The following is a 23,116-nucleotide window of genomic DNA, read 5'->3' as shown; positions in this document are numbered from 1 at the left end:
AAAGGGCGCAGCCGATGCCGCGCCCTTCTCGCTCAATTAGCCCGATGCCTAGTGCAATGTCGGACCCGAATCCTTGCCCGGTGTTTCTTCGGCGTCGTCTTCGTCCTCGTCGAGGATTTCCAGTCCGTCCGCGCCGTGCGCATGTTGATGCTGGATTTCGTCTTCCGTCGCGGTGCGCACTTCCTGCACCGACAGCGCGAAACGCAGCGCCATGCCGGCGAGCGGATGATTGCCGTCGAGCACGACCTTGTCTTCGGCGACATCCGTGACCGTGTAGATCAGCGAATCGACGTCTTCTTCGCCGTCTTCCGGCGTGCCTTCGAACTGCATGCCGACTTCGAGCGGTTCAGGAAAACGGCTGCGCGCCTCGACCTTCACGAGTTCGGGATCGTACTCGCCGAACGCATCGACGGGTTCGAGTTGAAGCTGGGTCTGATAGCCGGCTTCTTGGCCGTCGAGCGCTTCCTCGATCTTGGGGAACGTGCCATCATAGCCGCCGTGCAGATAGACCATCGGCTCGTCGCTTTCCTCGATCAGATTGCCCTGCGCATCCGAGAGCTTGTATGCGACTGATACGACGGTGTCTTTTGCGATTTTCATTGGATTCTCCAAGATACAAGCCTCAATTATACGATGCCAACGCGGCCCCTAGATGCAACCGCCGGCCGGCCCAAAGCGCCGCTGCCGGACGAAGTCACTCCCTTGTTGGGCAACCGGACGCCCGCGCAGTTCATGCGCCGTTATTGGCAGAAAAAGCCGCTTTTGATCCGCCAGGCGATCCCCGATATCGAGGCGCCGCTGACACGCGACGAACTCTTCAACCTCGCTGATCTCGACGATGTCGAGTCGCGCTTGATCACGCACTTTCGCAAGACGTGGGCACTGGAACACGGTCCCTTTGCGCCTGACGAATTGCCGCCGGTGAAAAAGCGCGAGTGGACGCTGCTCGTGCAAGGCGTGAACCTGCACGACGACCGCGCGCACGCGCTGATGAACCGCTTTCGCTTCATTCCCGACGCGCGCCTCGACGACCTCATGATCTCCTACGCCACCGACGGCGGCGGCGTCGGCGCGCATTTCGACTCCTACGACGTCTTCCTGCTGCAGGTGCATGGCAAGCGCCGCTGGCGGATCGGCGCGCAACGCGATCTCACGCTAAATCCGGGACTGCCGTTGAAAGTTTTACAGCATTTCGAGCCGGAAGAAGAATGGGTGCTGGAACCCGGCGACATGCTGTACCTGCCGCCGCACATCGCCCACGATGGCGTGGCCGAAGGCGAATGCATGACGTGCTCGATCGGCTTTCGCGCGCCGTCCGCGCGCGAGCTCACGGGCCAGTTTCTCTACCACCTTGCAGAACGCTCGACCGACGCGGATGCTGCCCCTGCGCTCTATCGCGATCCGAAGCAGGAACCGGTCGCTCATCCGGCGCAGCTTCCCTCGCTGCTCGTCGACCGGGTTGGCGCGATCCTTGCGGATGTGAGTTGGAATGAGAAGGACGTGGCGTCATTCCTCGGATCGTATTTGAGCGAGCCGAAAGCGAACGTGGTCTTCGATCCGCCTAATCGCCCATTGAATGAGCAAAAGTTTGTCGGGCGAATTCAGAAGTCCGGTTTGCGCCTCGATCGAAAGACGATTTTGCTTTACGACAAACGCTCGTATTTCATCAACGGTGAAGCCGGGATATTCGATTCGAAAACCAAAAAATGGCTCGCTGAATTGGCCGATAACCGGCTTTTGGAGGCGAAACGCTTTGTAACACTTGAAGACGATTCGTCAATGACAGCCTTACTGCACGAGTGGTATCGTGCGGGCTGGATTCAGGTCGACGCCTGCGCCTGATGTCATGCGTCTTGCTGTTCCGCAGTGTGAAAATTTGTATGAGAAAGACAACGTATTGGCCCCGCATTTATCGACGGTCAGTACGAAAGTGCATATAATTTCCGCCCAAGCCGTGGAAAGTCTCACACATCCAATAAAATGTGGGTCTCCACAGCGGCCCGGGTCGGTGTTGGAGCACACATTACCGGTACTTTGCGCTGTTGCTTACCTTTAACCATAAAAGGACGTGATCATGAAGAAATCTCTCCTCGTAGCATCCCTGTTGGCTGCTGTTGCTCTTGCTGCATGCAACAAGTCTAGCGATACGGCTGCTCCGAGCGCTGCAAGCGAAGCCCCGGCTGCCTCGGCACCGGCCGCCGCAGCTGCATCGGACGCAAACACGGCTGCATCGAGCGCTTCGGCCGCTGCTAGCGACGCTTCGGCTGCTGCCAGCGACGCTGCTGCTGCTGCTTCGGCTGCTCCGGCATCGGGCGCAAGCCAGTAAGGTTTTGCGTGCGGGTCTCCTCGCGGGACTTGCGTAAAAAAACCGGCTCTCGAGCCGGTTTTTTTACGTCTGAAGCCTACGCAAGATGGCTCATAACGTGAGCCAGTCGAAGCCCTCCGCCTGAGTCGCGACGACTACCTCTGTAGCCGACGCCCCCAGCACCGCCGACAACGCCGCCTGCGCCAGATGCGGCAGATTGTTCTGCTGGCTCAAGTGCGCGGCCACCAGATGCCGCAGTTTCGAACGATCGAGCGCGGCGAGAATGCCTGCTGCAGCATCATTGTTCAGGTGTCCGTGCATCCCGCCGATACGCGCCTTCAGCGACGCCGGATAGCGGCTCGTCGCGAGCATCTGGAGATCGTGATTGGATTCGAGGACCAGCGCATCACAGCCGCTCAAGGTGCTGGTGATGTGCGGTGTCGAAACACCGACATCGGTCAGGACACCGAGACGGCTTGCGCCGTCCGAGAATACGTACTGCAGCGGTTCGCGCGCGTCGTGCGGCACAGTGTACGGCAGCACGCTCAGGTTGCCGATGGCGACGCTCTCGTCGCCCCACAGCACGTGCAGGTCGACCGGAGCCTCGTCGGCACCGACCGCACGCGCCGTGCCCCAGCTCATATGCAACGGAATCGACCACTTGCGCCCGAGCGTCAGCGCGCTACCGATATGGTCCGTGTGCTCATGCGTGATGAGGATCGCGTCGAGATCGTCGATGCGCAGTCCCAGTCGGCCCAGCCTTCGTTCCACTTCTTTCGCTGAAAAACCGCAGTCGAGCAGCACGCGCGTGGTGGTCGTGCCGCACTGCGCCTCGACGAGCAACGCGTTGCCTTCACTGCCGCTGCCGAGACTCGCGAATCGCACGGCCCGTGCTCAGTTCAACTGCGCGTGCAACAGCGACACGATGCGTTGCGCATCCGTCGAGCTATCCAGTTGACCGTTCGCATCGACGACTGCGACCTGCGTCAACGAATCCGCTTTCGGACGCACGTTCACGAGGAACTGGCGCGTCGGCTTCGGCGTGTTGCTGGAGAAAAACTTGCTGAAAAGGCCGTCCTTTTTCAGTTCCTGCATCGAGTCCGAGTAGTGCACGTAATACAGGCCCTTCTCGCGATCGCGGTTGTCGACCGTGAAATTCGTGCGATCGAGCGCGAGGCCCACGCGCAACCACGCGCGATCAAACGGCTCGGCGATGTCGAGCGTCGACGAACTGCCCGACTGCTCCACCGCCACCTTCGCGCCCGCCGGACGCGCTTCGGTGATCAATTGCTTTGCCTGCGCGTCGGTGAGGCCGAACTTCTCCATGATCTTCGCGAGGAACGCGGCCTCGAGCGCCGGATTGCGCGGACGCGCTTCCCAACGCGACGACGTCTTGTCCTGCCCCGTCAGCACTTCTTCCATTGCACTGTGCGTGACGGAGATGTCGGTCGAGCCGTTTGCCGTGCGATCGACCTGCGTGCGGAACATGTCGCGCGTGCCCGACGAATACGCGAAATCGACCAGCTTGCCGATGCTTTTGCGGAACCAGTCGTCGGGAATGTTCGCGCGATTTTCCGCCCAGTCGGTCGTCATGATGCCGGTGGCCGGCGCGTCTGTCTTGAGCGTGAAGCCGTTGTCCGTCCAGAACTCCTGCAACTGCGGCCAGATCTGGTCAGGCGTCCGGCCGTCCACCACGAGGAAGCGGCGGTCGCCGTCGCTCTCGACGTGCATGCCGTACGGGTCTTGCGCCGTCGGCACGCCGAGCGTCGCGTTACCGGCCGGCGTGAGCGCGCGCTCCGTGCCGCCGCCGAGCGAGTTGACCTTCGGCGGCGCGGCGTAGCGCTGGCTGATGTCGGCGGTGGAGAGATCGGACGGGACCGTCAGCGCGGGCGCGGTTTCAGCAGCCTTGTAATTGACGCGGTCAGGCGCGAGCCAGTCGTTGAGCGTATCGCAACCCGAGAGCGCGACGACCGTTGCAAGGCCAAGCGACAGCGCGCTCAGGCGCGTGGCGTGAGTGGAAAATGCGGATCGTTTCATGGGGTCCTTCGTGATGCTGAAAGCGCGTTGCCTGGAGCAGATGCCAAGAACGGGGTCGATAACGAGGTCGGCGAGCGACGGTTGATGACTGGCTGCGTGACGTTCGATGACTTGCGGCGGCACGGTGCGATGCTGTCGGCGCGCCGCCGCGTGTCATCAGGCCAGAAGCCCTGATTCGCGCAACGCATCGCGCACGATGTCGTGATAGCGCGCGTCGAGCGGTGTGAGCGGCAGGCGGATGCCACCTTGCATGCGGCCCATTTCCTGGAGCGCCCACTTCGCCGGAATCGGATTCGATTCGCAGAAAAGCTGCTTGTGGAGTGACAGCAGGCCGAGATGAATCTTGCGCGCGGTGATCGCGTCGCCTTCGAGCGCGGCGCGGCAAAGCTGGCTCATCGCCTTCGGCGCGACGTTCGCCGTCACCGAGATGTTGCCGTGGCCGCCGAGCAGCATCAGTGCGATCGCGGTCGGATCGTCACCGCTGAAAATCGCGAAATTCGCGGGCGCGTGCTTGATCAGGTGCGCGGCGCGGTCGATGTTGCCCGTCGCTTCCTTCACACCGATGATCCCCGGCACGTCCGCGAGACGCAGGATGGTCTCGTTGTTCATGTCGGCCACGGTGCGGCCCGGCACGTTGTACAGAATGACCGGCAGATCGACCGATTCCGCGATCTTCACGAAATGACGATACATGCCTTCCTGCGTCGGCTTGTTGTAATAGGGAACGACCTGGAGCGTGGCGTCGGCGCCGACCTTTTTCGCCGCCTTCGACAATTCGATGGCTTCGGATGTGGAATTGCCGCCCGCGCCCGCGATGATCGGAAAGCGCCCGGCCGTATGCTCAACGGCCGTCTGGACCATCAAAACGTGTTCTTCGACCGAAAGCGTGGCCGACTCGCCGCTCGTCCCCACCACGACGAGACCGTTCGAGCCTTCCGCGACATGCCAGTCGATCAGCTTTCGAAACGCCGGCAGATCGAGACTACCGTCCTCGTGCATCGGTGTGACGATGGCAGGAATGCTGCCGCGGATCTGGATGCCGCCTTGTGTTCCGTTTGTCATGAAACGCTATGAATTTAATGGGTAAACCGCGATTGTAGCGGATTAGTCCACCAACTCGTAACGCGGCGGGTTCAACGCATTGTTACGAATGGTGAGGTGGATTGAAGATGGGTCCGGCTCGCGGACCGCGCAGATTCGCTGCACGTAGGATGCGCGCGGAACGCTCGTGAAACCATCCTGATAAGCGATGATTCGCAGTCGCGCGTGAAACGCGTCGATCAGTTCACCGGGTGTGAGCAGAAACGCCGGATTTGACGGCTTGCCGACCGTTTCGTTGCCCACGGCGAAGGTTTCGTAGATCAGCACGCCGCCGGGCGCGAGGGCATTGGCGAGATGCGGGAAAAGCGGCCGGTGCAGGTAGCGGGTCACGACGATCGCGGCAAACGTCTGATCAGCGGGCAATGGCCACGGCGCGCTTTCGAGATCGGCGGCGAGCGTCCTGATGCGCTCGACACCGGCCATCGAATCGAGCGCTTCGCCATCACGGTCGACGGCGAGCACCGAGTGCCCGCGCGACGCGAACCAGCGCGCATGCCGGCCGCTTCCCGACGCGACATCGAGCACCGCCCCGCCCGCCTCGACAAGATGCGACCATTTGCATACCCACGCGCTCGCCGGATCCGCCATCAGTTGTACGACAGCCCCATCGCCTCGCGCACGTCGCGCATGGTTTCAGTGGCGAACTTGCGGGCCTTGTCGCAGCCGTCGGCGACGATCGCGCGCAACAGCGACGGATCGTCCATATATTTTTGCGCGCGCTCGAGCATCGGCTGCTGCTCGCGCAGGATGCCCTCGATTACCGGCTGCTTGCAATCCAGACACCCGATGCCCGCGGTCCGGCAGCCCTTCTGCACCCACTCGTGCGTTGTTTCGTCGGTATAGGCCAGATGCAGTTGCCATACCGGGCATTTGTCCGGATCGCCCGGGTCGGTACGGCGCACGCGCGCGGGGTCGGTCGGCATCGTGCGGACCTTTTTCGTGATGGTTTCCGCGTCTTCGCGCAGGCCGATCGTGTTGCCATACGACTTCGACATCTTCTGCCCGTCGAGGCCCGGCATGCGCGATTCGGACGTCAGCAAAACCTGCGGCTCGACCAGAATCAGCTTGCGCGCGCCTTCGAGATAGCCGAACAGCCGCTCGCGATCGCTCATCGACAGGCTCTGCGACTCCTGCAGCATCGCGCGCGCCTGTTCGAGCGCTTCGTCGTCGCCTTCCTGCTGGTACGCGACGCGCAATTCGTGATACAGCTTCGCGCGCTTGCCGCCGAGCTTTTTCGCGGCTTCGAGCGCTTTTTCCTCGAAATCCGGCTCCTTGCCGTACAGATAATTGAAGCGACGCGCGATTTCACGCGTCATTTCGACGTGCGGCACCTGATCCTCGCCGACCGGCACGAGCGACGCGCGGTACAGCAGGATGTCGGCGGCCATCAGCACCGGATAGCCGAGAAAACCGTACGTCGAGAGATCCTTTTCGCGCAGCTTTTCGATCTGCTCCTTGTAGGTCGGCACGCGTTCGAGCCAGCCGAGCGGCGTCGCCATGCCGAGCAGCAGCGACAGCTCCGCGTGCTCCGGCACCCGGCTCTGGATGAACAGCGTCGCCTGCGCCGGATCGATGCCGGACGCGAGCCAGTCGATCAGCACTTCCCAGACGTTCTTCTCGATGACTTCGGGCGTTTCGTAGTGCGTCGTCAGCGCGTGCCAGTCGACGACGGCGAAAAAGCACGGGTACTCGGATTGCAGCCGCACCCAGTTTTTCAGCACGCCGTGATAGTGGCCGAGGTGCAGCGTGCCGGTCGGCCGCATGCCTGAGAAGATACGGTCAGGGAACATGGTTTTATAGAAAGAACGAAGCAAAGGGATTCAGGATGGCCGACACCGCCGCATAGCCGACGGTCACGAGCGGGCTCAGCCAGAACCGCGTCAGCACGCCCGTCATGACGAGCGCCATCACGATGAAAAAACCGTAGGGTTCGAGCTTTTGCAGCGCCAGCGACGCGCGGATGGGCAAGAGCGCCATCAGCACGCGACCGCCGTCGAGCGGCGGCAGCGGAAAGAGGTTCAACACGCCGAGCACGAGATTCACGCCGACGCCGGCCGCCGCCATGCGCGTCAAAAACGCTTCTTCGACGTGAAACCCCGCCAGCAGCACCGCGACGATGCCCCAGATCAGCGCCTGCACGAAGTTGCTGCCGGGACCGGCGGCGGCAACCCACAGGCTGCCCCAGCGCGGATTGCGCAAATTACCGAAAGCGACGGGCACGGGCTTCGCGTAGCCGAACATGAACGCGCCGCTGGTCGCGAAATAGAGAACGATTGGTATGACGATGGTGCCGATGGGGTCGATGTGACGCATCGGATTGAGCGAAACGCGGCCGAGCACATAGGCCGTGTTGTCGCCGAGCATGCGCGCCGCGTAACCATGCGCGGCCTCGTGCAGCGTGATCGCGAAGATCACCGGGAGCGCGTAGACCGCGATTGTCTGTATCAGGGAAGAATCCATAGCTCGCTATTGTATCAAGCGTATCAGGCAGTTCAGGCGCCACTCATGGCGGTGGAAGTCACGGTTGCGCGGGGCGAGCGTGGTGGTTTTCGGTTACGTCGGCTGACGGTCGCGAACGCAGATAATGCCTCGGACGGCAAAAGTTCGCGCGCGTTTTTGCAGTTTTTGCACTCAGGCGCCGGCGGTCAGGCCAAACGGCTCCAGGCTGCCGCGTCCCGGTCGCACCAGCACCGGCTCCGCGCCCGTCAAATCGATGACCGTAGACGGCTCCGCCGCGCACGCGCCGGCATCGATCACGAGGTCGATCTGCTTTTCGAGACGCTCGCGGATTTCCTCGGCGTCGTTGAGCGGCTCGGTGTCGGGGGGCAGGATCAGCGTCGACCCGAGGAGCGGCTGGCCGAGCGCTTCGAGCAGCGCGAGCGTGATCGCGTGATCGGGCACGCGCAGCCCGATCGTCTTGCGCGACGGGTGCGACAGCCGCCGCGGCACTTCCTTCGTCGCCTGCAGGACAAAGACGTACGGCCCCGGCGTCACCGATTTGATGAGCCGGTACTGCCGGTTGTCGACCTGCGCGAAATTGGAAAGCTGCGACAGGTCACGCACGACGAGCGACAAAAGCTGCTTCTCGTCGAGTCCGCGAATGCGTCGGATGCGCTCGACGGCGTCCTTGTCGTCGAGATGGCAGGCGAGCGCGTAGCTCGAATCGGTCGGCATGGCGATGACGCCGCCGTCGTTGATGATCTGCACCGCCTGATTGATCAGACGCGGCTGCGGATTGTCCGGATGAATGCGAAAAAATTGAGACATGGCGGCATGATTCTTATGGTTTCGCTTCGCGCGGGACGCGGCGGGACTTTTCTGCGTGCTGTCAGTGCAACGTTCGCGCAAACTCGACGGCGCGGTTCGATTCAGGACACGAGTGGCGAAATGCATGATGTGAACGCCGCCTTGGGGAACCCGTTGCACCTTGCCAGAACCGTGCCAACCGTGCGGCGCCTGCGCGCCGGGTGTGTTCTCAGAGCCAGCGTTCCCAGACCGGCTTGAGGTCGGAAGGCAGCGGCGGGAGCTGGCCGAGGTCGATCCGTCCCTCGCCCGCGCCGTGAAAATCCGAGCCGCGCGACGCGTAAAAACCATAGCGACGCGCGACATCGGCGTACTCGCGATATTGGTCCGGCGTGTGGCTGCCGGTCACGACCTCGATCGCGTTACCGCCCAATTGAATGAATTCGTCGAAGAGCGCGGCGAATTCCGTCTGTGAATAAACGTAGCGGCCGGGATGCGCGATCACGGGTTCGCCGCCCGCCGTCTTGATCCAGCGGATGGCGTCCGGCAGCTTCGCCCATCGATGGCCGATATAACCCGGCTTGCCCTCGCCCAAATAGCGCGCGAACACGTCGGAGGTGGATTGCGCGAGCCCGGCTTCGACCAGATAGCGCGCGAAGTGCGTGCGCGAAATCATCTTCGGATCGGCGACGTAGCGCAGCGCGCCTTCATACGCGTTCGGAATACCCGCCTTCGCGAGCGCCTCGCCGATCGCTTCGCCGCGCGCGGCGCGGCCATCGCGCGTGGCGGCGAGCCCGTCGAGCAGTTCCTGATTCTCCGGATCGACGTTCAGGCCGACGACATGCACCGTGCGCCCCGCCCACGTCACCGAAATCTCGACGCCGCTCAAGTACTGCATGCCAAGCGCCTCAGCCGCGTCACGCGCTTCCCGCTGGCCGCCCAACTGATCGTGGTCGGTGAGCGACCACATGGTCACGCCGTTCGCGTGCGCGCGCGCGGCGACCTCGCCAGGCTGGAGCTGGCCGTCGGACACGGTGGAATGGCAGTGCAGATCAGCGTTCATCGTGACTATTTCGGGATTGACTAACATTCTACTGCAACGCACGTTTCGGGCCGTGTGCCCTGCTACGCGCAAAATTCCGCGATCAGCGCGGCGATCCGCTCCGGCTGGTCGTGGTGCAGCATGTGCCCCGCGCCCTCGACGATTTCCTCGCGCCAGTCGGGAAACGCGGAAAAACGCGCCTTGAATTCGGCGAGCGGAACATCGCCCGCGATCGATGCGAGCGTCGGCGAATGCGCCGCCTCGACGTGCAGCACCTTCGCGCGCACCTGCGACCAGACCGCCATTATTTCGTCCACCCGATACAGCAGCGGACCGCGCAGCTTGTGCGCCGGATCGGCGAGCAGGCGGAAGCGGCCGTCGTCCGTGGGCATCGACCAGTGTTGCGCGAGAAACGTCGCGCGCGCGCGGGCGAGGCGTGGATTCGTGCGGATCAGGCGCTCTGCGACCTCGTCGAGCGTCGCGTAGGTGCGTAATTCGGGCGGTGCGCGCAGGTCGTCGAGCCATTGCGCGATGCGCGCGGGCGATTGCTTCGGATCGGCGGCGGCGAGGCCGAAGCCTTCCAGATCGACCACGCGGCGTACTCGCTGCGGTCTGACCCCGGCATACAGGCCGACCACGTTCGCGCCCATGCTGTGCCCCACCAGGTTCACCTCGCCGTGTGGCGCGTAGTGGTCGAGGATAACGTCGAGGTCCGCCAGGTAGTCGTGGAACCAGTAGTGGCCGCCGCCGCGCCCGGCCACCGGCCACGCCGACAGGCCGAAGCCGCGCGCATCGGGCGCAATGACCTGCCAGCCGTCGCCGAGGGCGTCTACAACGAACTGGAACGACGCCGCCACGTCCATCCAGCCGTGCAGCATGAAGAGCGAGGACGCGTCAGGCGCGCCCCAGCGGCGCACGTGCAGGCGTACGCCGCGCGCATCGATGAAATCGGAATGGGATGGGTGCATCGCTGGTCTCAAAAAGAATGATCGTTCGATTATAGTCAGCGGCGGCGTTTTCGAGACGAATCAGTCGTCGAGGCCGGCGAGCGCGCGAAGTTCGGCTTCGTCGAAACCGGCGTCGCGGCGCGCCTCGAAGTTGAACGGACCGCGTAGTTTTGGCGCGCGATACTGTTCGGCAAGACGTGCGTAGGTGGTGTGCGGGTCAGCGCCGACTGCGTCGCAAAGGTGCCGGAACCAGCGATTGCCGATCAGCACGTGGCCGATTTCGTCGTGCAGGATCACGTCGAGGATCGCGGCGGACGCGTGATCGCCCGCCTGCGCGAGACGCTTGCGGATTGGCGGAGAGGCGTCGAGGCCGCGCGCTTCGAGCGTGCGCGGAACGAGCGCCATGCGTGCGAGGACGTCGTCACGGGTACGTTCGGCCATTTCCCAGAGGCCGTCGTGAGCGGGGAAATCGCCGTAGACGTGGCCGAATTCGCCCAGGCGCGCGCTCAGCAGCGAAAAGTGGCAGGCTTCTTCCGAGGCGACTTTCAACCAATCGAGATAAAAATCATCCGGCATCGATGGAAATCGCCACACGGCGTCGAGCGCCAGATTGATCGCATTGAATTCGATGTGCGCGAGCGCGTGCAGCAGCACGGCGCGCCCCGCTTCGGTCTGCATGCCGCGCCGCTTGAGCGAGCCCGGCTCGACGAGCGGCGGCAGCTCCGGCCGGCCCGGCAGCTCGGCGGGCGCCGTCAGCAGTGCCGCCGGATCGATCGACGCAGCGCCTTCTTGCGCCATCGCGTAAAGCTCGCGGGCGCGCGTGGCTTTGGTCTGCGGTTCGCGCTCGCACAGCACGTCGAGCGCCATCTGGCGCGCGCAACCGGTTTGGAGAGAAACGTTGGACATGGAAGCGATTTCGAACGAAGGACAGGCGGCCCCGGGCCGCGCCCGCAGCGGCGTCCGCACGCAAACGGCTAAAATAGCGTTTTGCGTATCGGATTTCGCCTAAAAGGCACGCCGCCGTCCGGCATTGTAGCCGCTGGGCTCGTCTGCAAACGGCGAGCGCAACCGCACCTAAACCGCTCAGGAGACACAGTTGGCCATCTACAAGCTCGGCGACGAAGCCCCCACCATTCACGAAAGCGTGTTCCTCGCGGACACCGCGACCATCATCGGCCGTGTCACTCTCGAAGAAAACTCGAGCGTCTGGTCCGGCGCGGCGCTGCGCGGCGATAACGAGCCGATCGTGGTCGGCCGGGGCAGCAATGTCCAGGAAGGCGCGATCCTGCACGCGGACCCCGGCTTCCCGCTGACGATCGAGGCGAATGTGACGGTCGGCCATCAGGCGATGCTGCACGGCTGCACGGTCAGGGAAGGCTCGCTGATCGGAATTCAGGCCGTGGTCTTGAATGGTGCGGTGATCGGCCGCAACTGTCTGGTTGGCGCAGGCGCGGTGGTCACGGAAGGCAAGGTTTTTCCCGATAACACGCTGATTCTCGGTTCGCCCGCCAAGGCGATTCGCGAAATCACCGAGGCGGATATCGCCCGCATGCAGTCGGCCACCGCCAGTTACGCGGACCGGCGCGAATACTACAAGGCGCAACTCGTGCGCATCGGCTGACACCCGAGCGCACCGGTTTTGCCGCCGTATCGATCAAGGAAGAGTTGTGAACGACCAGTTGCAGAAATTCATGTTTAACGCGGCGCCAGTACGCGGCGAAATCGTCTCGCTGCGCAACACCTGGCAGGAAGTGCTCACCCGCCGCTCGTATCCGGCGCCGGTGCGCAATGTGCTCGGTGAAATGATGGCGGCGTGCGCGCTCCTGTCGGCGAATCTCAAGTTCAACGGCACGCTCATCATGCAGATCTACGGCGACGGACCGGTCCAGATGCTGGTCGTGCAGTGCCACTCCGATCTGTCCCTGCGCGCGACGGCCAAGCTCGCCGAAGGCGCCGTCATCACCGACGACATGACGCTCCCCGCGCTCCTGAATGAACACGGCCACGGCCGCTGCGTGATCACGCTCGACCCGAATGACAAGCGTCCGGGCCAGCAGCCGTATCAGGGAATCGTGCCGCTATCGGGCGAGCACGGACCGCTCGCGTCGATGGCCGAAGTGCTCGAGCACTACATGCATCATTCCGAGCAGCTCGACACGCGGATGTGGCTCGCCGCGAACACCGATCGTGCGGTCGGCATGCTGCTGCAGAAGCTGCCCGGTGATGGCGGCATCGTGCCTCATCCCGGCGAGCACGACGCCGATACGTGGCAGCGCGTCTGTCATCTCGGCGGGACGCTGTCGAACGAGGAATTGCTGAAGGAAGAGCCTGAAACGGTTTTCCGGCGCCTTTTCTGGCAGGAAAACGTGCAGCATTTCGAGCCGGCGGCGACGCGTTTTCAGTGTTCGTGCTCGCGCGAAAAGGTTGGCGGGATGTTGAAGATGCTCGGCCGCGAGGAAGTGGACAGCGTGATCGCGGAACGCGGCGACGTCGAAGTGCATTGCGAGTTCTGCAACCAGCGCTACGAGTTCGATCCGGTCGACGTTGCGCAACTTTTTGTCGCAAAAGAACTCTCACAAGGAGTGAGCGGCGCGTCTCAACAGCGACATTAAGGCTTGATAGTTAAGGAAAATACGCAAGCGGCCCGCTTTTTGCGGCCAGGATTCGGCGATGCCGGTGCGCTCGTCGCGAGTGTTCCGGCACGATATCATCCGAGTCCTGTTTGGCTGTCCGGCCCGGTGGAGGTCGAAATGAAAAACGCTGTGTTGTTACGTAGTTTGTCCTTGTCAATCGTCTCGGCGACGCTGCTCGCCGGCTGCATGATGGACCCGCCCGGCCCTTCGCCAATCTATAGCCGCTTGCCTTCCGCGCAAACGCAACCGGCCCAGCCGATGACGAAGGAAGAGCAGGATCGCTATAACCAGATCGACCGCCAGGCGCTCGCCGATCAACAGCAAGCCATGGCCGTCGATGCCGCTGCGCAAGCCGCGGCGCAGTATTACCGCGCACCGGTCAGCCTCTATGGCGGTTATTCCACCGGCGGTTGGGGCGGCTCGGGTTGGGGCATCGGCACCGGTTATTCGTGGTGAGCGCCAGGAAATAAAAAAGCGCGGTCAAATGACCGCGCTTTTTTTCGTCCAGACGTTTCGTTTTTCAACCGCCCTGCTTCTTCTTCGCTTCTTCCTTTTCCTTCGTGGCCTTCTTCTCCAGCGCGCGACGCTCTTCTTTCGAACGCGAAACCGGATTCGGCAACACGCGGAACGGCGCCGCCGATACCTGACCCCGCGTCGACGCATTCGCGCCCGGCGCATTCGCTGAGTTGACGGGCGCAGCGGAATTCGGTGCAACGAACTGCACGAACACCTCGCTGTCCTTCATCATGCCCATCTCGTAGCGCGCGCGCTCCTCGACGGCCGCGGTGCCACCTTGCAGATCCTGCACTTCGCCCTGCACGCGTTCGTTGCGCAGCTTAAGGTCGGCGTTTTTCTGGGTCTGCTGCGCGAGTTGTCCCTGCAATTCATGGACGCGCAGCCAACCACCGTGCCCCCACCAAAGCGGATATTGGATCAGCGCCAGCAGGAGAACGAGGACGACAGTAACAAGCCGCATTGATAGAGCCGAAAGAAGCGCCGCCCTGCGTCGGAAAACGCGAGGGCGGCGGGCTGAAAAATTAACTAACGTCCAATTCGGCTAGAGCTTTAGCGCAGGTTGTAGAACGCAGACTTGCCCGGATAGCTTGCGATATCACCGAGATCTTCCTCGATACGCAGCAACTGGTTGTATTTCGAGATGCGGTCGCTGCGCGAGAGCGAACCGGTTTTGATCTGGCCCGCGTTCAGCCCGACCGCGATATCGGCGATCGTCGAATCTTCGGTTTCGCCCGAGCGATGCGAGATCACCGCCGTATAACCCGCGCGCTTCGCCATTTCGATCGCCGCGAAGGTTTCCGTCAGCGTACCGATCTGGTTGATCTTGATCAGGATCGAATTCGCGATGCCCTTGTCGATCCCTTCCTTCAGGATGCGCGTGTTCGTCACGAAGAGATCGTCGCCGACGAGCTGGATCTTCTTCCCGAGCTTGTCGGTGAGAATCTTCCAGCCTTCCCAGTCGCTTTCGTGCATGCCGTCTTCGATCGAGACGATCGGGAATTTGTCGGCGAGCGTCGCCAAGTAATCGGCGAATTCCGTCGACGACAGTTGCAGGCCTTCGCCCGCGAGCTGGTACTTGCCGTCGTGATAGAACTCGCTCGCGGCGCAGTCGAGCGCGAGCAGCACGTCTTCGCCCGCGCGATAACCGGCTTTCTCGATGGCTTGCAGGATCGTCGACAGGCACTCGTCGTTGCTGCCGAAGTTCGGCGCGAAGCCGCCTTCGTCACCCACCGCCGTGCTCATGCCGCGGTCGGAGAGAATCTTCTTCAGCGCGTGGAACACTTCGGCGCCGCAGCGCAGCGCTTCGCGGAAGGTCGGCTGGCTGACCGGAACGATCATGAATTCCTGGATGTCCAGGCTGTTATTCGCGTGCGCGCCGCCGTTGACGATGTTCATCATCGGGACCGGCAGTTGCATCGCGCCCGATCCGCCGAAATAGCGGTAGAGCGGCAGCCCGGCTTCTTCGGCAGCGGCCTTCGCGACCGCCATCGACACGGCCAGCATCGCGTTCGCGCCGAGGCGCGACTTGTTGTCGGTGCCGTCGAGCTCAAGCAGCGTCTTGTCGAGGAACGCCTGCTCCGATGCGTCGAGGCCCATGATCGCTTCGGAGATTTCGGTATTGATGTGCTCGACGGCCTTCAGCACGCCCTTACCGCCATAGCGGTTGCCTTCTTCGTCGCGCAGTTCGATCGCTTCGCGCGATCCGGTCGATGCACCCGACGGCACGGCGGCGCGCCCCATCGTGCCCGATTCGAGCAACACGTCGCATTCGACGGTGGGATTGCCTCGCGAATCGAGAATCTCGCGGCCGATGATATCTACGATAGCACTCATGGTTTCCTCAAGAAATGACGTTGAATTCCTGCTGCCGGGCGCTGTTTCTGCCGGCTTTACTTAAGATATTCAAAGGAAGATCTGGCTGGCCGCTAAAAAAACCGGCCGAACCAATCAGACTCCTTCGACCACCATCAGGTTCATTTGCGCCGCCCCCGCGCGCGCATTCCGCGCCGCTTCGTATTCGGCCGAATGATAAAACGTCTGCGCTGCCTGGAAAGAGGGAAATTCGATGACGACCGTGCGCGAATTGAACGCGCCTTCGAGCGTTTCGCTCTGGCCGCCGCGCACGATGAACGTGCCGCCGTGCGCCTCGACGGCCACACTCGACAGCGGCCGGTACTGGGCGTATTGATCGGGGTTCGTTACTTCCACATTCGCGATGATGTAACCCTTCGCCACTTCGTTCTCCCCCACTCGACGCGCCGCTCGTGCGGCGCTTGTTGTGATGCGGACGGCTTGCCGTCGCCCGCGTTGAATGTGTCAGTTGAAGTCGTTCTCGAGGAACGGGCCGCGCTTCACGGCCTGATCGAGCGCGACGAGCGTTTTGAGCAGCGCTTCCATCCGATGCAGCGGCACTGCGTTCGGGCCGTCGGACTTGGCATTTGCCGGGTCCGGATGCGTTTCCATGAAGAGCCCGGAGATGCCGGTCGCGACCGCCGCGCGCGCCAACACCGGCACGAACTCGCGCTGGCCGCCGGAACTCGTGCCCTGCCCGCCCGGCAGTTGCACCGAGTGAGTCGCATCGAAGACGACGGGCGCAGCCGTCTCGCGCATGATCGCGAGCGAGCGCATGTCCGACACCAGATTGTTATAGCCGAACGACACGCCGCGTTCGCACGCCATGAACCGGTCTTCCGACAGACCCGCTTCGCGAGCGGCGTCGCGCGCCTTGTCGATGACGTTTTTCATGTCGTGCGGCGCGAGGAACTGGCCCTTCTTGATGTTCACGGGCTTGCCCGAACGCGCGCAGGCGTGGATGAAATCCGTCTGACGGCAAAGAAACGCGGGCGTCTGCAGCACATCGACCACTGATGCCACCGCTTCGATTTCATGCTCCGAATGCACGTCGGTGAGGACGGGCAGACCCAGTTGCTTCTTCACTTCGCCGAGGATGCGCAGACCTTCGTCCATGCCGAGCCCGCGAAACGATTTGCCGGAGCTACGATTCGCCTTGTCATACGACGACTTGTAGATGAACGGTACGCCGACCTTCGCGCAGATTTCCTTCAGGCGGCCCGCGACGTCGATCGTCATTTGCTCCGATTCGACGACGCACGTGCCCGCGATCAGGAAAAACGGCTGGTCGAGACCGACTTCGAAATCACACAGTTTCATGCCTGCGCTCCGGCAGTGGCTTTGGCTTCGACGGGCGCCTTCACGCTGTCCGGCGCGTCGCTGTGCGAGCGCGCTGCTTCGACGAACGCCTTGAAGAGCGGATGACCGTCGCGCGGCGTGGACGTGAATTCCGGGTGAAATTGAACGCCGACGAACCACGGATGCATCGATTGCGGCAGTTCCATCATTTCCGGCAGATCCTCGCTCGGGGTACGGGCGCTGATGATAAGGCCGCCCGCTTCGAGTTGGGGCACGAAGCGGTTATTGACTTCATAACGGTGACGATGACGTTCGTTCACATCCGTGCCGTAAATGCGCGACGCCATCGTGCCCGGCTTGATCGGGCACTTTTGCGAACCGAGACGCATCGTACCGCCGAGATCGGATTCCTCGTTGCGCTTTTCGACGCGTCCCGCGCGGTCGTACCACTCGGTGATGAGCGCGACGACCGGGTTCTGCGTGCTTTGGTCGAATTCGGTGCTGTTCGCATCGGAGAGGCCGGCGACGTCGCGTGCGAATTCGATCACGGCCAACTGCATGCCGAGGCAGATGCCGAGGTACGGCGTCTTCGTTTCGCGTGCGTACTGAATCGCCTTGATCTTGCCTTCCGTGCCGCGGCGCCCGAAACCGCCCGGCACCAGCACGGCGTCGAGGTGCTTCAGCCCTTCGACGCCTTCCGTTTCGATCTGCTCGGAATCGATGTACTCGATGTTGACCTTCGTCGACGTGTGGATGGCCGCGTGGCGCAGCGCCTCGATCAGCGACTTGTACGACTCGGTGAGTTCGACGTACTTGCCGACCATGCCGATCGTCACTTCGCTCTTCGGGTTCTCCAGCTTCTCGACGAGCTGCGACCACATGCTCAGGTCAGCCGGCTGCGGCGAGAGCTTCAGCTCTTCGCAGATGATGTCGTCGAGGCCCTGGTCGTGCAGCATCTGCGGAATCTTGTAGATGCTGTCCACGTCCCACACCGAGATGACCGCGTCTTCCGGCACGTTCGAGAAGAGCGAGATCTTCTGCGATTCGTCGTCAGGAATGGGGCGATCCGCGCGGCACAGGAGCACGTGCGGCGAGATGCCGATCTCGCGCAGCTTTTGGACGCTGTGCTGCGTGGGCTTCGTCTTGAGTTCGCCGGCGGTGGCGATGTACGGCACGAGCGTCAGGTGCACGAAGCACGCGCTGTTGCGCCCGAGGCGCAGGCTCATCTGGCGCGCGGCTTCGAGGAACGGCAGCGATTCGATGTCGCCCACCGTGCCGCCGATCTCGACGATCGCCACGTCCGGCTCGCCGCTCGTCGCCGCTGCGGCGCCGCGTTCGAGGAAAGCCTGGATTTCGTTCGTGATGTGCGGGATGACCTGGACCGTCTTGCCGAGATATTCGCCGCGGCGTTCCTTGCGGATCACCGATTCGTAGATCTGGCCGGTCGTGAAGTTGTTGGCCTTGCGCATCTTCGTGCTGATGAAGCGCTCGTAATGGCCGAGATCCAGATCGGTTTCCGCGCCGTCTTCCGTCACGAACACTTCGCCGTGCTGAAACGGGCTCATCGTGCCGGGGTCGACGTTGATGTAGGGATCGAGCTTGAGGAGGGTGACTTTGAGGCCGCGCGATTCGAGGATCGCGGCGAGGGAAGCGGCGGCAATACCTTTGCCAAGTGAAGAAACTACGCCGCCGGTGACGAATACATATTTGGTCATCGCTAGGTGCTCGCGGGAAAAACGGATTATACCGTAAAGGCGGCCTCCCACCCAGCGCTCGCGCCGCGAGTTTTTGCACTGCAGCGCGGCATTTCAGCGCGTCACGCGGCGTCGCCCGAGAGCGCGTTAAGCATCCGTTGCACTGCGCGCGCGGTGTCGATCGGGCGTTCCATCGGGTACAAATGGCTGCCCTCGATCCACTCGAAATGCTCGCCCGCAATGCGTCGCGTGAGTCCAAGTCCCACTTGCCGCACTTCCTTCGATTGCGTCCCCGCGATGAAACCGACGGGCACTTGCCTGCCGTGCGCGCGGCGCGAGAGGCGCGCGCCGATCGTATGCGGCAGCGTGCGATAGACGAGATACTCGACTTCGCGTTCGAACGCGAGCGAGCGCGCGCCGTTGACGCCTGTCTGCGGGATCGCGTAGTCGATGTAATCCGAAAGCATGCGCTCGTCCCAGCGCGCGAACGCGGGCTTCGAGTGAAAGTGGCGCCAGGCTTCGTCGCGGCTCGCCCAGTGCGTGCGGCGCTTTTTCGTCGCGGCGGCGGGCGAAAGACGCTCGTCGAGACCCGTAAATTGCGACACGCGCAAGAGGCTGCTGCGCCACCCGCCGATCACCGGCGAATCGAGCATCACGACGCCCTTCACCCACTGCGGGCGCTTCATCGCCGCCATCAGTGAGAGGTATCCGCCGAGCGAATGGCCGACGAGCCACACCTTCGGGCGTTCCCCGTCGCGATGATGGCTCGCGATATCGTCGAGCAACTCGTCGACGAGATGCGGCCAGTCGCGCGTGACCGGATAGCGCGGATCGTGGCCGAAGCGCTCGACTGAGCGGATCTCGTAATCGTCGGCGAGTTCGGCGAAGATCGTGCGATACGTCGAGGCGGGGAAGCCGTTCGCGTGGGAGAAATGGATGATGTCTTTCAAGCGGTGTGGCCTCCTTTGTCGATCAGAGTTGGCGCTTACTCCGATCCCATGCGCTTGCTCCGGTCCCATGCAACGCATTTGCAGCAGGCGAGAGTCAGCGCCTGCTTTCGCAGCATGCAACGAAGTTGCCTTTTTGATTCTGTGCGAGTCACTGCGTCACCGCCCCATCCAGTACCGCGCGTGCGTCTGTCGATAGCGTTCGAGCGTAATCGTCGATGACACGTCGACGCGGACGGCGCCGTCGTTGTCGCTTTGCGAGAGTTCGATTGCGCGCAGGCGATAGCGCTCAAGCACAGTCGGATGCGGGTGGTGAAAGCGGTTGCGATAGCCTACCTGAAATACCGCGACGAGCGGCTCGACAGAGTCGAGGAAAGGCTCGGTCGACGACGTCTTGCTACCGTGATGAGGCACCAGCAGGACGTCGGCGCGCAATGCTTTGGCGTCGCGCTTGAGCAGCGTGCGCTCGACGTCGCTTTCGATGTCGGCGGCGAGGAGCGCCGAGCGGCCCGCCGCGCTCGTCACCTTCAATACGCACGACTGCGCGTTCGGCTTGCCTTCGAGCGGCTTGGGATCGGGCCAAAGAATCGCGAATTCCACACCGTCCCACGTCCAGCGCTGGCCCGCCGCGCAGCGCAGCGTCTCCGCCCCGCGCTCGTTCGCTGCTTGCCACAGCGCGTCCTGCGGCGGCAGCGACGCGAGCAGTTGACCCACGTCGATCGCCTGCAATACGGCCGTCGCGCCGCCCGCGTGATCCGAATCAGAATGGCTGATGACGAGCGTATCGATCGCCGGCAGCCCGTCCGCGAAAAGATACGGGACCACGATGCGCTCGCCCGCATGCGTCGATTCGGGACCGGGCCCGGCATCGAAAAGCAACGCGTGGCGCGCGGTCTCGACGACGATCGACGAGCCCTGCCCGATGTCGAGCGCCGTCAGGCGGAAGGCGCCCGGCGGGGGCGCGTGCGGCGCGGGCAGCAGCAATGGCAGCCACGTCAGCGGCGCGGCGAAACGCAGCGGCCAGCCGCGTGGCGCGAGCGCCCATGCCACGCCCACTGCCGCCGCGATCAGCGCGAACGCGCCGGGCTGCGGCAGCCGCCAGAGCGCCCACGCTGGGCCAGCGAGCCAGGTGAGGGCATCGCACATGATCGTGAGCAGATGGTGCGCGAGGCGATAGGCGAAGGCGTCGAGCGGCGCGGGCAGCAGGACGCCAGCAAGCACCACGGGCGTGACAAGGAGGCTGACCCACGGAATCGCTACGGCGTTTGCGAGCGGACCGATCAACGGGATCTGCGAGAACCAGTAGACGGTGAGCGGCGCGAGCGCGATCGTCACGGCGTACTGGACGCGCGTGCTCGACGCGATGGTCCGTCGCAAGCGATAGACGAACCGGCGCCAGAAAGGTAAAGGACGAGGCCCACGACGCGCCGCCGCCAACGCCTCCCCTGCTCTCTGCTGCGTTTCGTACTCGAAGGTGAACGCTTCCTCGCCGTCGTCGGGCCGCTTCGACGCGCGCCGGCCATACGCCGCCATCGCGTAAAGAATCGCCGCGACCGCGCAGAACGACAGCCAGAACCCCGCTGCCGTCAACGCCCACGGATCGGCGAGCAGTACCAACGCGAGCGCCCATGCCAGCACCAGAGACGACGCCATCCGCCGCCCCGTCACCCACGCGATGGCAACAAAACCCAGCATCCACAGCGAGCGCTGCGCCGGCACATTAAAACCCGCGAGGCCCGCGTAGAACGCGGCGAACGCCGCCGCGCCCGCCGCCGCCACTTTCTGCGCCGACACGTACAAGGGCAACAGCGTGCCGCGCCATCGCAGACGCCGCCACGCAAAGCCGATCGATAGCGCCGCCAGCCCCGCGACGAAGCCGATATGCAGCCCCGATATCGCCACGAGATGGCTCGTGCCGGTGGCGCGCATGAGCGTCCAGTCGCTGTCGCTGACGCTGTCCTGCGCGCCCACCGCCAGCGCCACGACGATGCCGCGATGTGCAGCGTCCCCAAGAACGCCTTCGATACGATCACGCAGATGCGCCCGCAGCCGGTCGATCGCGAGCGCGATGCCGATCACATCGCGCGGCAGTCGATGTGCGCGCGTCACATAGCCCGTCGCGCGGATATTGCGGGCGAGCAGCGCGGCTTCCGCGTCACGCGCGCCGAAGTTCGCGTTACCGTGCGCGCGTTTCAACCGCACGCCGAGCGACCAGCGCTGTCCGGCCCACAACTCGGGCGGCGGCGCCTCACCTTCAACTACCAGCCACGACAAACGCACGATGCGCGGAAAATTACGCAACCGCGCATCGTTCGATTCGACTTCGAAGAGAAAGCGCGTGCCGTGGGCGTCGATGGACGGCAGGCCGCGCACGAACCCCGCGACTTCGATCGTGCGTCCTTCGTAGGCCAATGGCAGTTGATCTTGCAGACGCACTTCGGCACGCAACGCCGCGTACGCAAAGCCAAAAGCGAACGCCGCAACGATCAGCGCCACGCGGCGCCATCGGAAGCAGCCGCAAGCTCCGCAAGACAACGCGCACAAAGCGAAGAAGCCCCATCCCGGCAACACGGCCTGCTGCTGCAGGCACCAGACGCCTGCCGCGAAGCCCAGCAAAACCCCACGCACACGCGCGCCCCTCACGTAACGGCGAGCGCATCCACACCGGATGACCGCTTCATCCGATGCCCGCATTCGACACGCAAACGATTATGAGGAGAGAAGCCCGAGACGGGGCAGCGCGGCGTGCGCGTTAGCCGTTGTGCCTACCGAAAGCGTCGCTTCGTCGATGCCACGCAACTCGGCCAGCACCTTCGCGATGCCCGCGACCTGGTCCGGCGCGTTGCGTCCCTTGTAGCACCACGAAGGCGCGATGTCCGGCGCATCGGTTTCGAGGACGATCGCCTCGAGCGGCAATTGCTCCGCGAGCCGGCGAATCTGCCGCGCGCGTTCGAACGTCAGGTTCCCGCCGAAGCCGAGATGCATGCCCTGCGCGATGAACGCCCCGGCCTGCTGGAAACTGCCGTTGAACGCGTGCGCGATGCCGCTTCGCACACCATTGACGCGCAGCCCTTTGAGCACCTTGTCCTGCGATTTGCGCACGTGGCAGATCACGGCCAACTCGAATTCGCGCGCGAGCTTGAGTTGCTCGTTGTAGAAGAATTGCTGGCGGGCGTCATCGAGACCGGGCACGAAATAGTCCAGCCCGATCTCGCCGATACCCACGAACCGCGGATCATCCAGACTCGCCGCGATTTCGTCGCGCAGCACGCGCAGATCGTCGTTTTGCGCGCGCGGCGTGAAAAGTGGATGGATGCCGAGCGCATACGCGCCGCCGTCGATACGATGCGCGAGTTCGCGCACCGTCGCAAAGTTCGCGCGCTCGACGCCCGGAATCACGATACGCGTCACGCCCGACCGCAGCGCCGAAGCCGCGACATCGTCGCGATCGGCGTCGAATTCGGAGGCATCGAGGTGACAGTGCGTATCGATCCACATGGC

General features: G+C 63.4%; 24 protein-coding genes. 5 read left to right on the top strand and 19 right to left on the bottom strand.

What is annotated here, in order from left to right; translation table 11 throughout:
* Positions 1–48: 48 nt before the first annotated feature.
* The gene (locus tag AWB65_RS13735) at positions 49–600 is read right to left on the bottom strand and encodes an FKBP-type peptidyl-prolyl cis-trans isomerase (RefSeq protein ID WP_087667672.1); all 552 of its coding nucleotides are present in this window, start codon (positions 598–600) and stop codon (positions 49–51) included.
* Positions 601–633: 33 nt separating this feature from the next.
* Here AWB65_RS13735 and AWB65_RS13730 point away from each other — a divergent pair, with 33 nt between their 5' ends.
* Entirely contained in the window at positions 634–1,842 is a 1,209-nt protein-coding gene (locus tag AWB65_RS13730; protein WP_087667671.1) for a cupin domain-containing protein, read from the top strand.
* Positions 1,843–2,074: 232 nt separating this feature from the next.
* On the top strand, positions 2,075–2,326 hold the full coding sequence (locus AWB65_RS36920; protein ID WP_235007615.1) for a hypothetical protein: 252 nt from the start codon (positions 2,075–2,077) through the stop codon (positions 2,324–2,326).
* Positions 2,327–2,416: 90 nt separating this feature from the next.
* Here AWB65_RS36920 and AWB65_RS13715 read toward each other — a convergent pair whose 3' ends face one another.
* From AWB65_RS13715 to AWB65_RS13670, 10 genes are all read right to left on the bottom strand, one after another.
* Positions 2,417–3,190: an MBL fold metallo-hydrolase gene (locus tag AWB65_RS13715; RefSeq protein ID WP_087667670.1), complete on the bottom strand. Its 774-nt coding sequence runs from the start codon at positions 3,188–3,190 to the stop codon at positions 2,417–2,419.
* Between the two features lie 9 nt (positions 3,191–3,199).
* Positions 3,200–4,342 (bottom strand): NlpB/DapX family lipoprotein, encoded by a 1,143-nt coding sequence (gene bamC, locus AWB65_RS13710; protein ID WP_087667669.1) that lies wholly within the window; start codon positions 4,340–4,342, stop codon positions 3,200–3,202.
* Positions 4,343–4,498: 156 nt separating this feature from the next.
* Positions 4,499–5,404, bottom strand: coding sequence for a 4-hydroxy-tetrahydrodipicolinate synthase (gene dapA, locus AWB65_RS13705; RefSeq protein WP_087667668.1), 906 nt, complete (start codon positions 5,402–5,404; stop codon positions 4,499–4,501).
* Positions 5,405–5,446: 42 nt separating this feature from the next.
* Positions 5,447–6,031, bottom strand: coding sequence for a class I SAM-dependent methyltransferase (locus AWB65_RS13700; protein WP_087667667.1), 585 nt, complete (start codon positions 6,029–6,031; stop codon positions 5,447–5,449).
* A complete protein-coding gene (locus tag AWB65_RS13695) occupies positions 6,031–7,233 on the bottom strand; it encodes a tryptophan--tRNA ligase (protein WP_087667666.1) in 1,203 nt (400 codons plus the stop codon). The genes AWB65_RS13700 and AWB65_RS13695 overlap by 1 nt, the downstream gene beginning before the upstream one ends.
* 4 nt (positions 7,234–7,237) lie before the next feature.
* The gene (locus AWB65_RS13690) at positions 7,238–7,903 is read right to left on the bottom strand and encodes a site-2 protease family protein (protein ID WP_087667665.1); all 666 of its coding nucleotides are present in this window, start codon (positions 7,901–7,903) and stop codon (positions 7,238–7,240) included.
* A gap of 171 nt (positions 7,904–8,074) precedes the next feature.
* The gene (locus AWB65_RS13685; RefSeq protein ID WP_087667699.1) at positions 8,075–8,710 is read right to left on the bottom strand and encodes an L-threonylcarbamoyladenylate synthase; all 636 of its coding nucleotides are present in this window, start codon (positions 8,708–8,710) and stop codon (positions 8,075–8,077) included.
* Between the two features lie 208 nt (positions 8,711–8,918).
* Positions 8,919–9,749: a 3',5'-nucleoside bisphosphate phosphatase gene (locus tag AWB65_RS13680; RefSeq protein ID WP_087667664.1), complete on the bottom strand. Its 831-nt coding sequence runs from the start codon at positions 9,747–9,749 to the stop codon at positions 8,919–8,921.
* 62 nt (positions 9,750–9,811) lie between these two features.
* Positions 9,812–10,696, bottom strand: coding sequence for an alpha/beta fold hydrolase (locus tag AWB65_RS13675; RefSeq protein ID WP_087667663.1), 885 nt, complete (start codon positions 10,694–10,696; stop codon positions 9,812–9,814).
* 60 nt (positions 10,697–10,756) lie between these two features.
* A complete protein-coding gene (locus AWB65_RS13670; RefSeq protein WP_087667662.1) occupies positions 10,757–11,581 on the bottom strand; it encodes a ferritin-like domain-containing protein in 825 nt (274 codons plus the stop codon).
* Between the two features lie 190 nt (positions 11,582–11,771).
* Here AWB65_RS13670 and AWB65_RS13665 point away from each other — a divergent pair, with 190 nt between their 5' ends.
* From AWB65_RS13665 to AWB65_RS13655, 3 genes are all read left to right on the top strand, one after another.
* On the top strand, positions 11,772–12,296 hold the full coding sequence (locus AWB65_RS13665) for a gamma carbonic anhydrase family protein (protein ID WP_087667661.1): 525 nt from the start codon (positions 11,772–11,774) through the stop codon (positions 12,294–12,296).
* A gap of 46 nt (positions 12,297–12,342) precedes the next feature.
* Entirely contained in the window at positions 12,343–13,287 is a 945-nt protein-coding gene (gene hslO, locus AWB65_RS13660; protein ID WP_087667660.1) for an Hsp33 family molecular chaperone HslO, read from the top strand.
* Between the two features lie 138 nt (positions 13,288–13,425).
* A complete protein-coding gene (locus AWB65_RS13655; RefSeq protein ID WP_087667659.1) occupies positions 13,426–13,764 on the top strand; it encodes a hypothetical protein in 339 nt (112 codons plus the stop codon).
* A 64-nt stretch (positions 13,765–13,828) separates the two neighbouring features.
* On the opposite strand, the gene ftsB is transcribed toward AWB65_RS13655, so the two are convergent.
* The 8 genes from ftsB to AWB65_RS13615 form a co-directional block, all read right to left on the bottom strand.
* Complete coding sequence (ftsB, locus tag AWB65_RS13650) at positions 13,829–14,284, bottom strand: cell division protein FtsB (RefSeq protein ID WP_087667658.1); 456 nt, start codon at positions 14,282–14,284, stop codon at positions 13,829–13,831.
* 89 nt (positions 14,285–14,373) lie between these two features.
* A complete protein-coding gene (gene eno, locus AWB65_RS13645) occupies positions 14,374–15,657 on the bottom strand; it encodes a phosphopyruvate hydratase (RefSeq protein ID WP_087667657.1) in 1,284 nt (427 codons plus the stop codon).
* Positions 15,658–15,771: 114 nt separating this feature from the next.
* Positions 15,772–16,059, bottom strand: coding sequence for a DUF1330 domain-containing protein (locus AWB65_RS13640; RefSeq protein ID WP_087667698.1), 288 nt, complete (start codon positions 16,057–16,059; stop codon positions 15,772–15,774).
* An 81-nt stretch (positions 16,060–16,140) separates the two neighbouring features.
* Positions 16,141–16,995, bottom strand: a complete 855-nt coding sequence (gene kdsA / locus AWB65_RS13635; protein ID WP_087667656.1) for a 3-deoxy-8-phosphooctulonate synthase — start codon at positions 16,993–16,995, stop codon at positions 16,141–16,143.
* Positions 16,992–18,689 (bottom strand): CTP synthase, encoded by a 1,698-nt coding sequence (gene pyrG / locus AWB65_RS13630; protein ID WP_087667655.1) that lies wholly within the window; start codon positions 18,687–18,689, stop codon positions 16,992–16,994. Before pyrG ends, kdsA begins: the two co-directional genes overlap by 4 nt.
* 101 nt (positions 18,690–18,790) lie before the next feature.
* Positions 18,791–19,618, bottom strand: a complete 828-nt coding sequence (locus tag AWB65_RS13625; RefSeq protein WP_087667654.1) for an alpha/beta fold hydrolase — start codon at positions 19,616–19,618, stop codon at positions 18,791–18,793.
* Positions 19,619–19,774: 156 nt separating this feature from the next.
* Positions 19,775–22,243 (bottom strand): DNA internalization-related competence protein ComEC/Rec2, encoded by a 2,469-nt coding sequence (locus AWB65_RS13620; protein ID WP_087667653.1) that lies wholly within the window; start codon positions 22,241–22,243, stop codon positions 19,775–19,777.
* A gap of 81 nt (positions 22,244–22,324) precedes the next feature.
* Positions 22,325–23,113 (bottom strand): TatD family hydrolase, encoded by a 789-nt coding sequence (locus AWB65_RS13615; protein WP_087667652.1) that lies wholly within the window; start codon positions 23,111–23,113, stop codon positions 22,325–22,327.
* Between the last annotated feature and the right edge of the window lie 3 nt (positions 23,114–23,116).

It is taken from the genome of Caballeronia humi, assembly GCF_001544475.1.
GTDB classification, from domain to species: domain Bacteria; phylum Pseudomonadota; class Gammaproteobacteria; order Burkholderiales; family Burkholderiaceae; genus Caballeronia; species Caballeronia humi.
The sequence above is the reverse complement of the archived record's forward strand: the minus strand, read 5'-3'. Positions and strand labels throughout refer to the sequence as shown.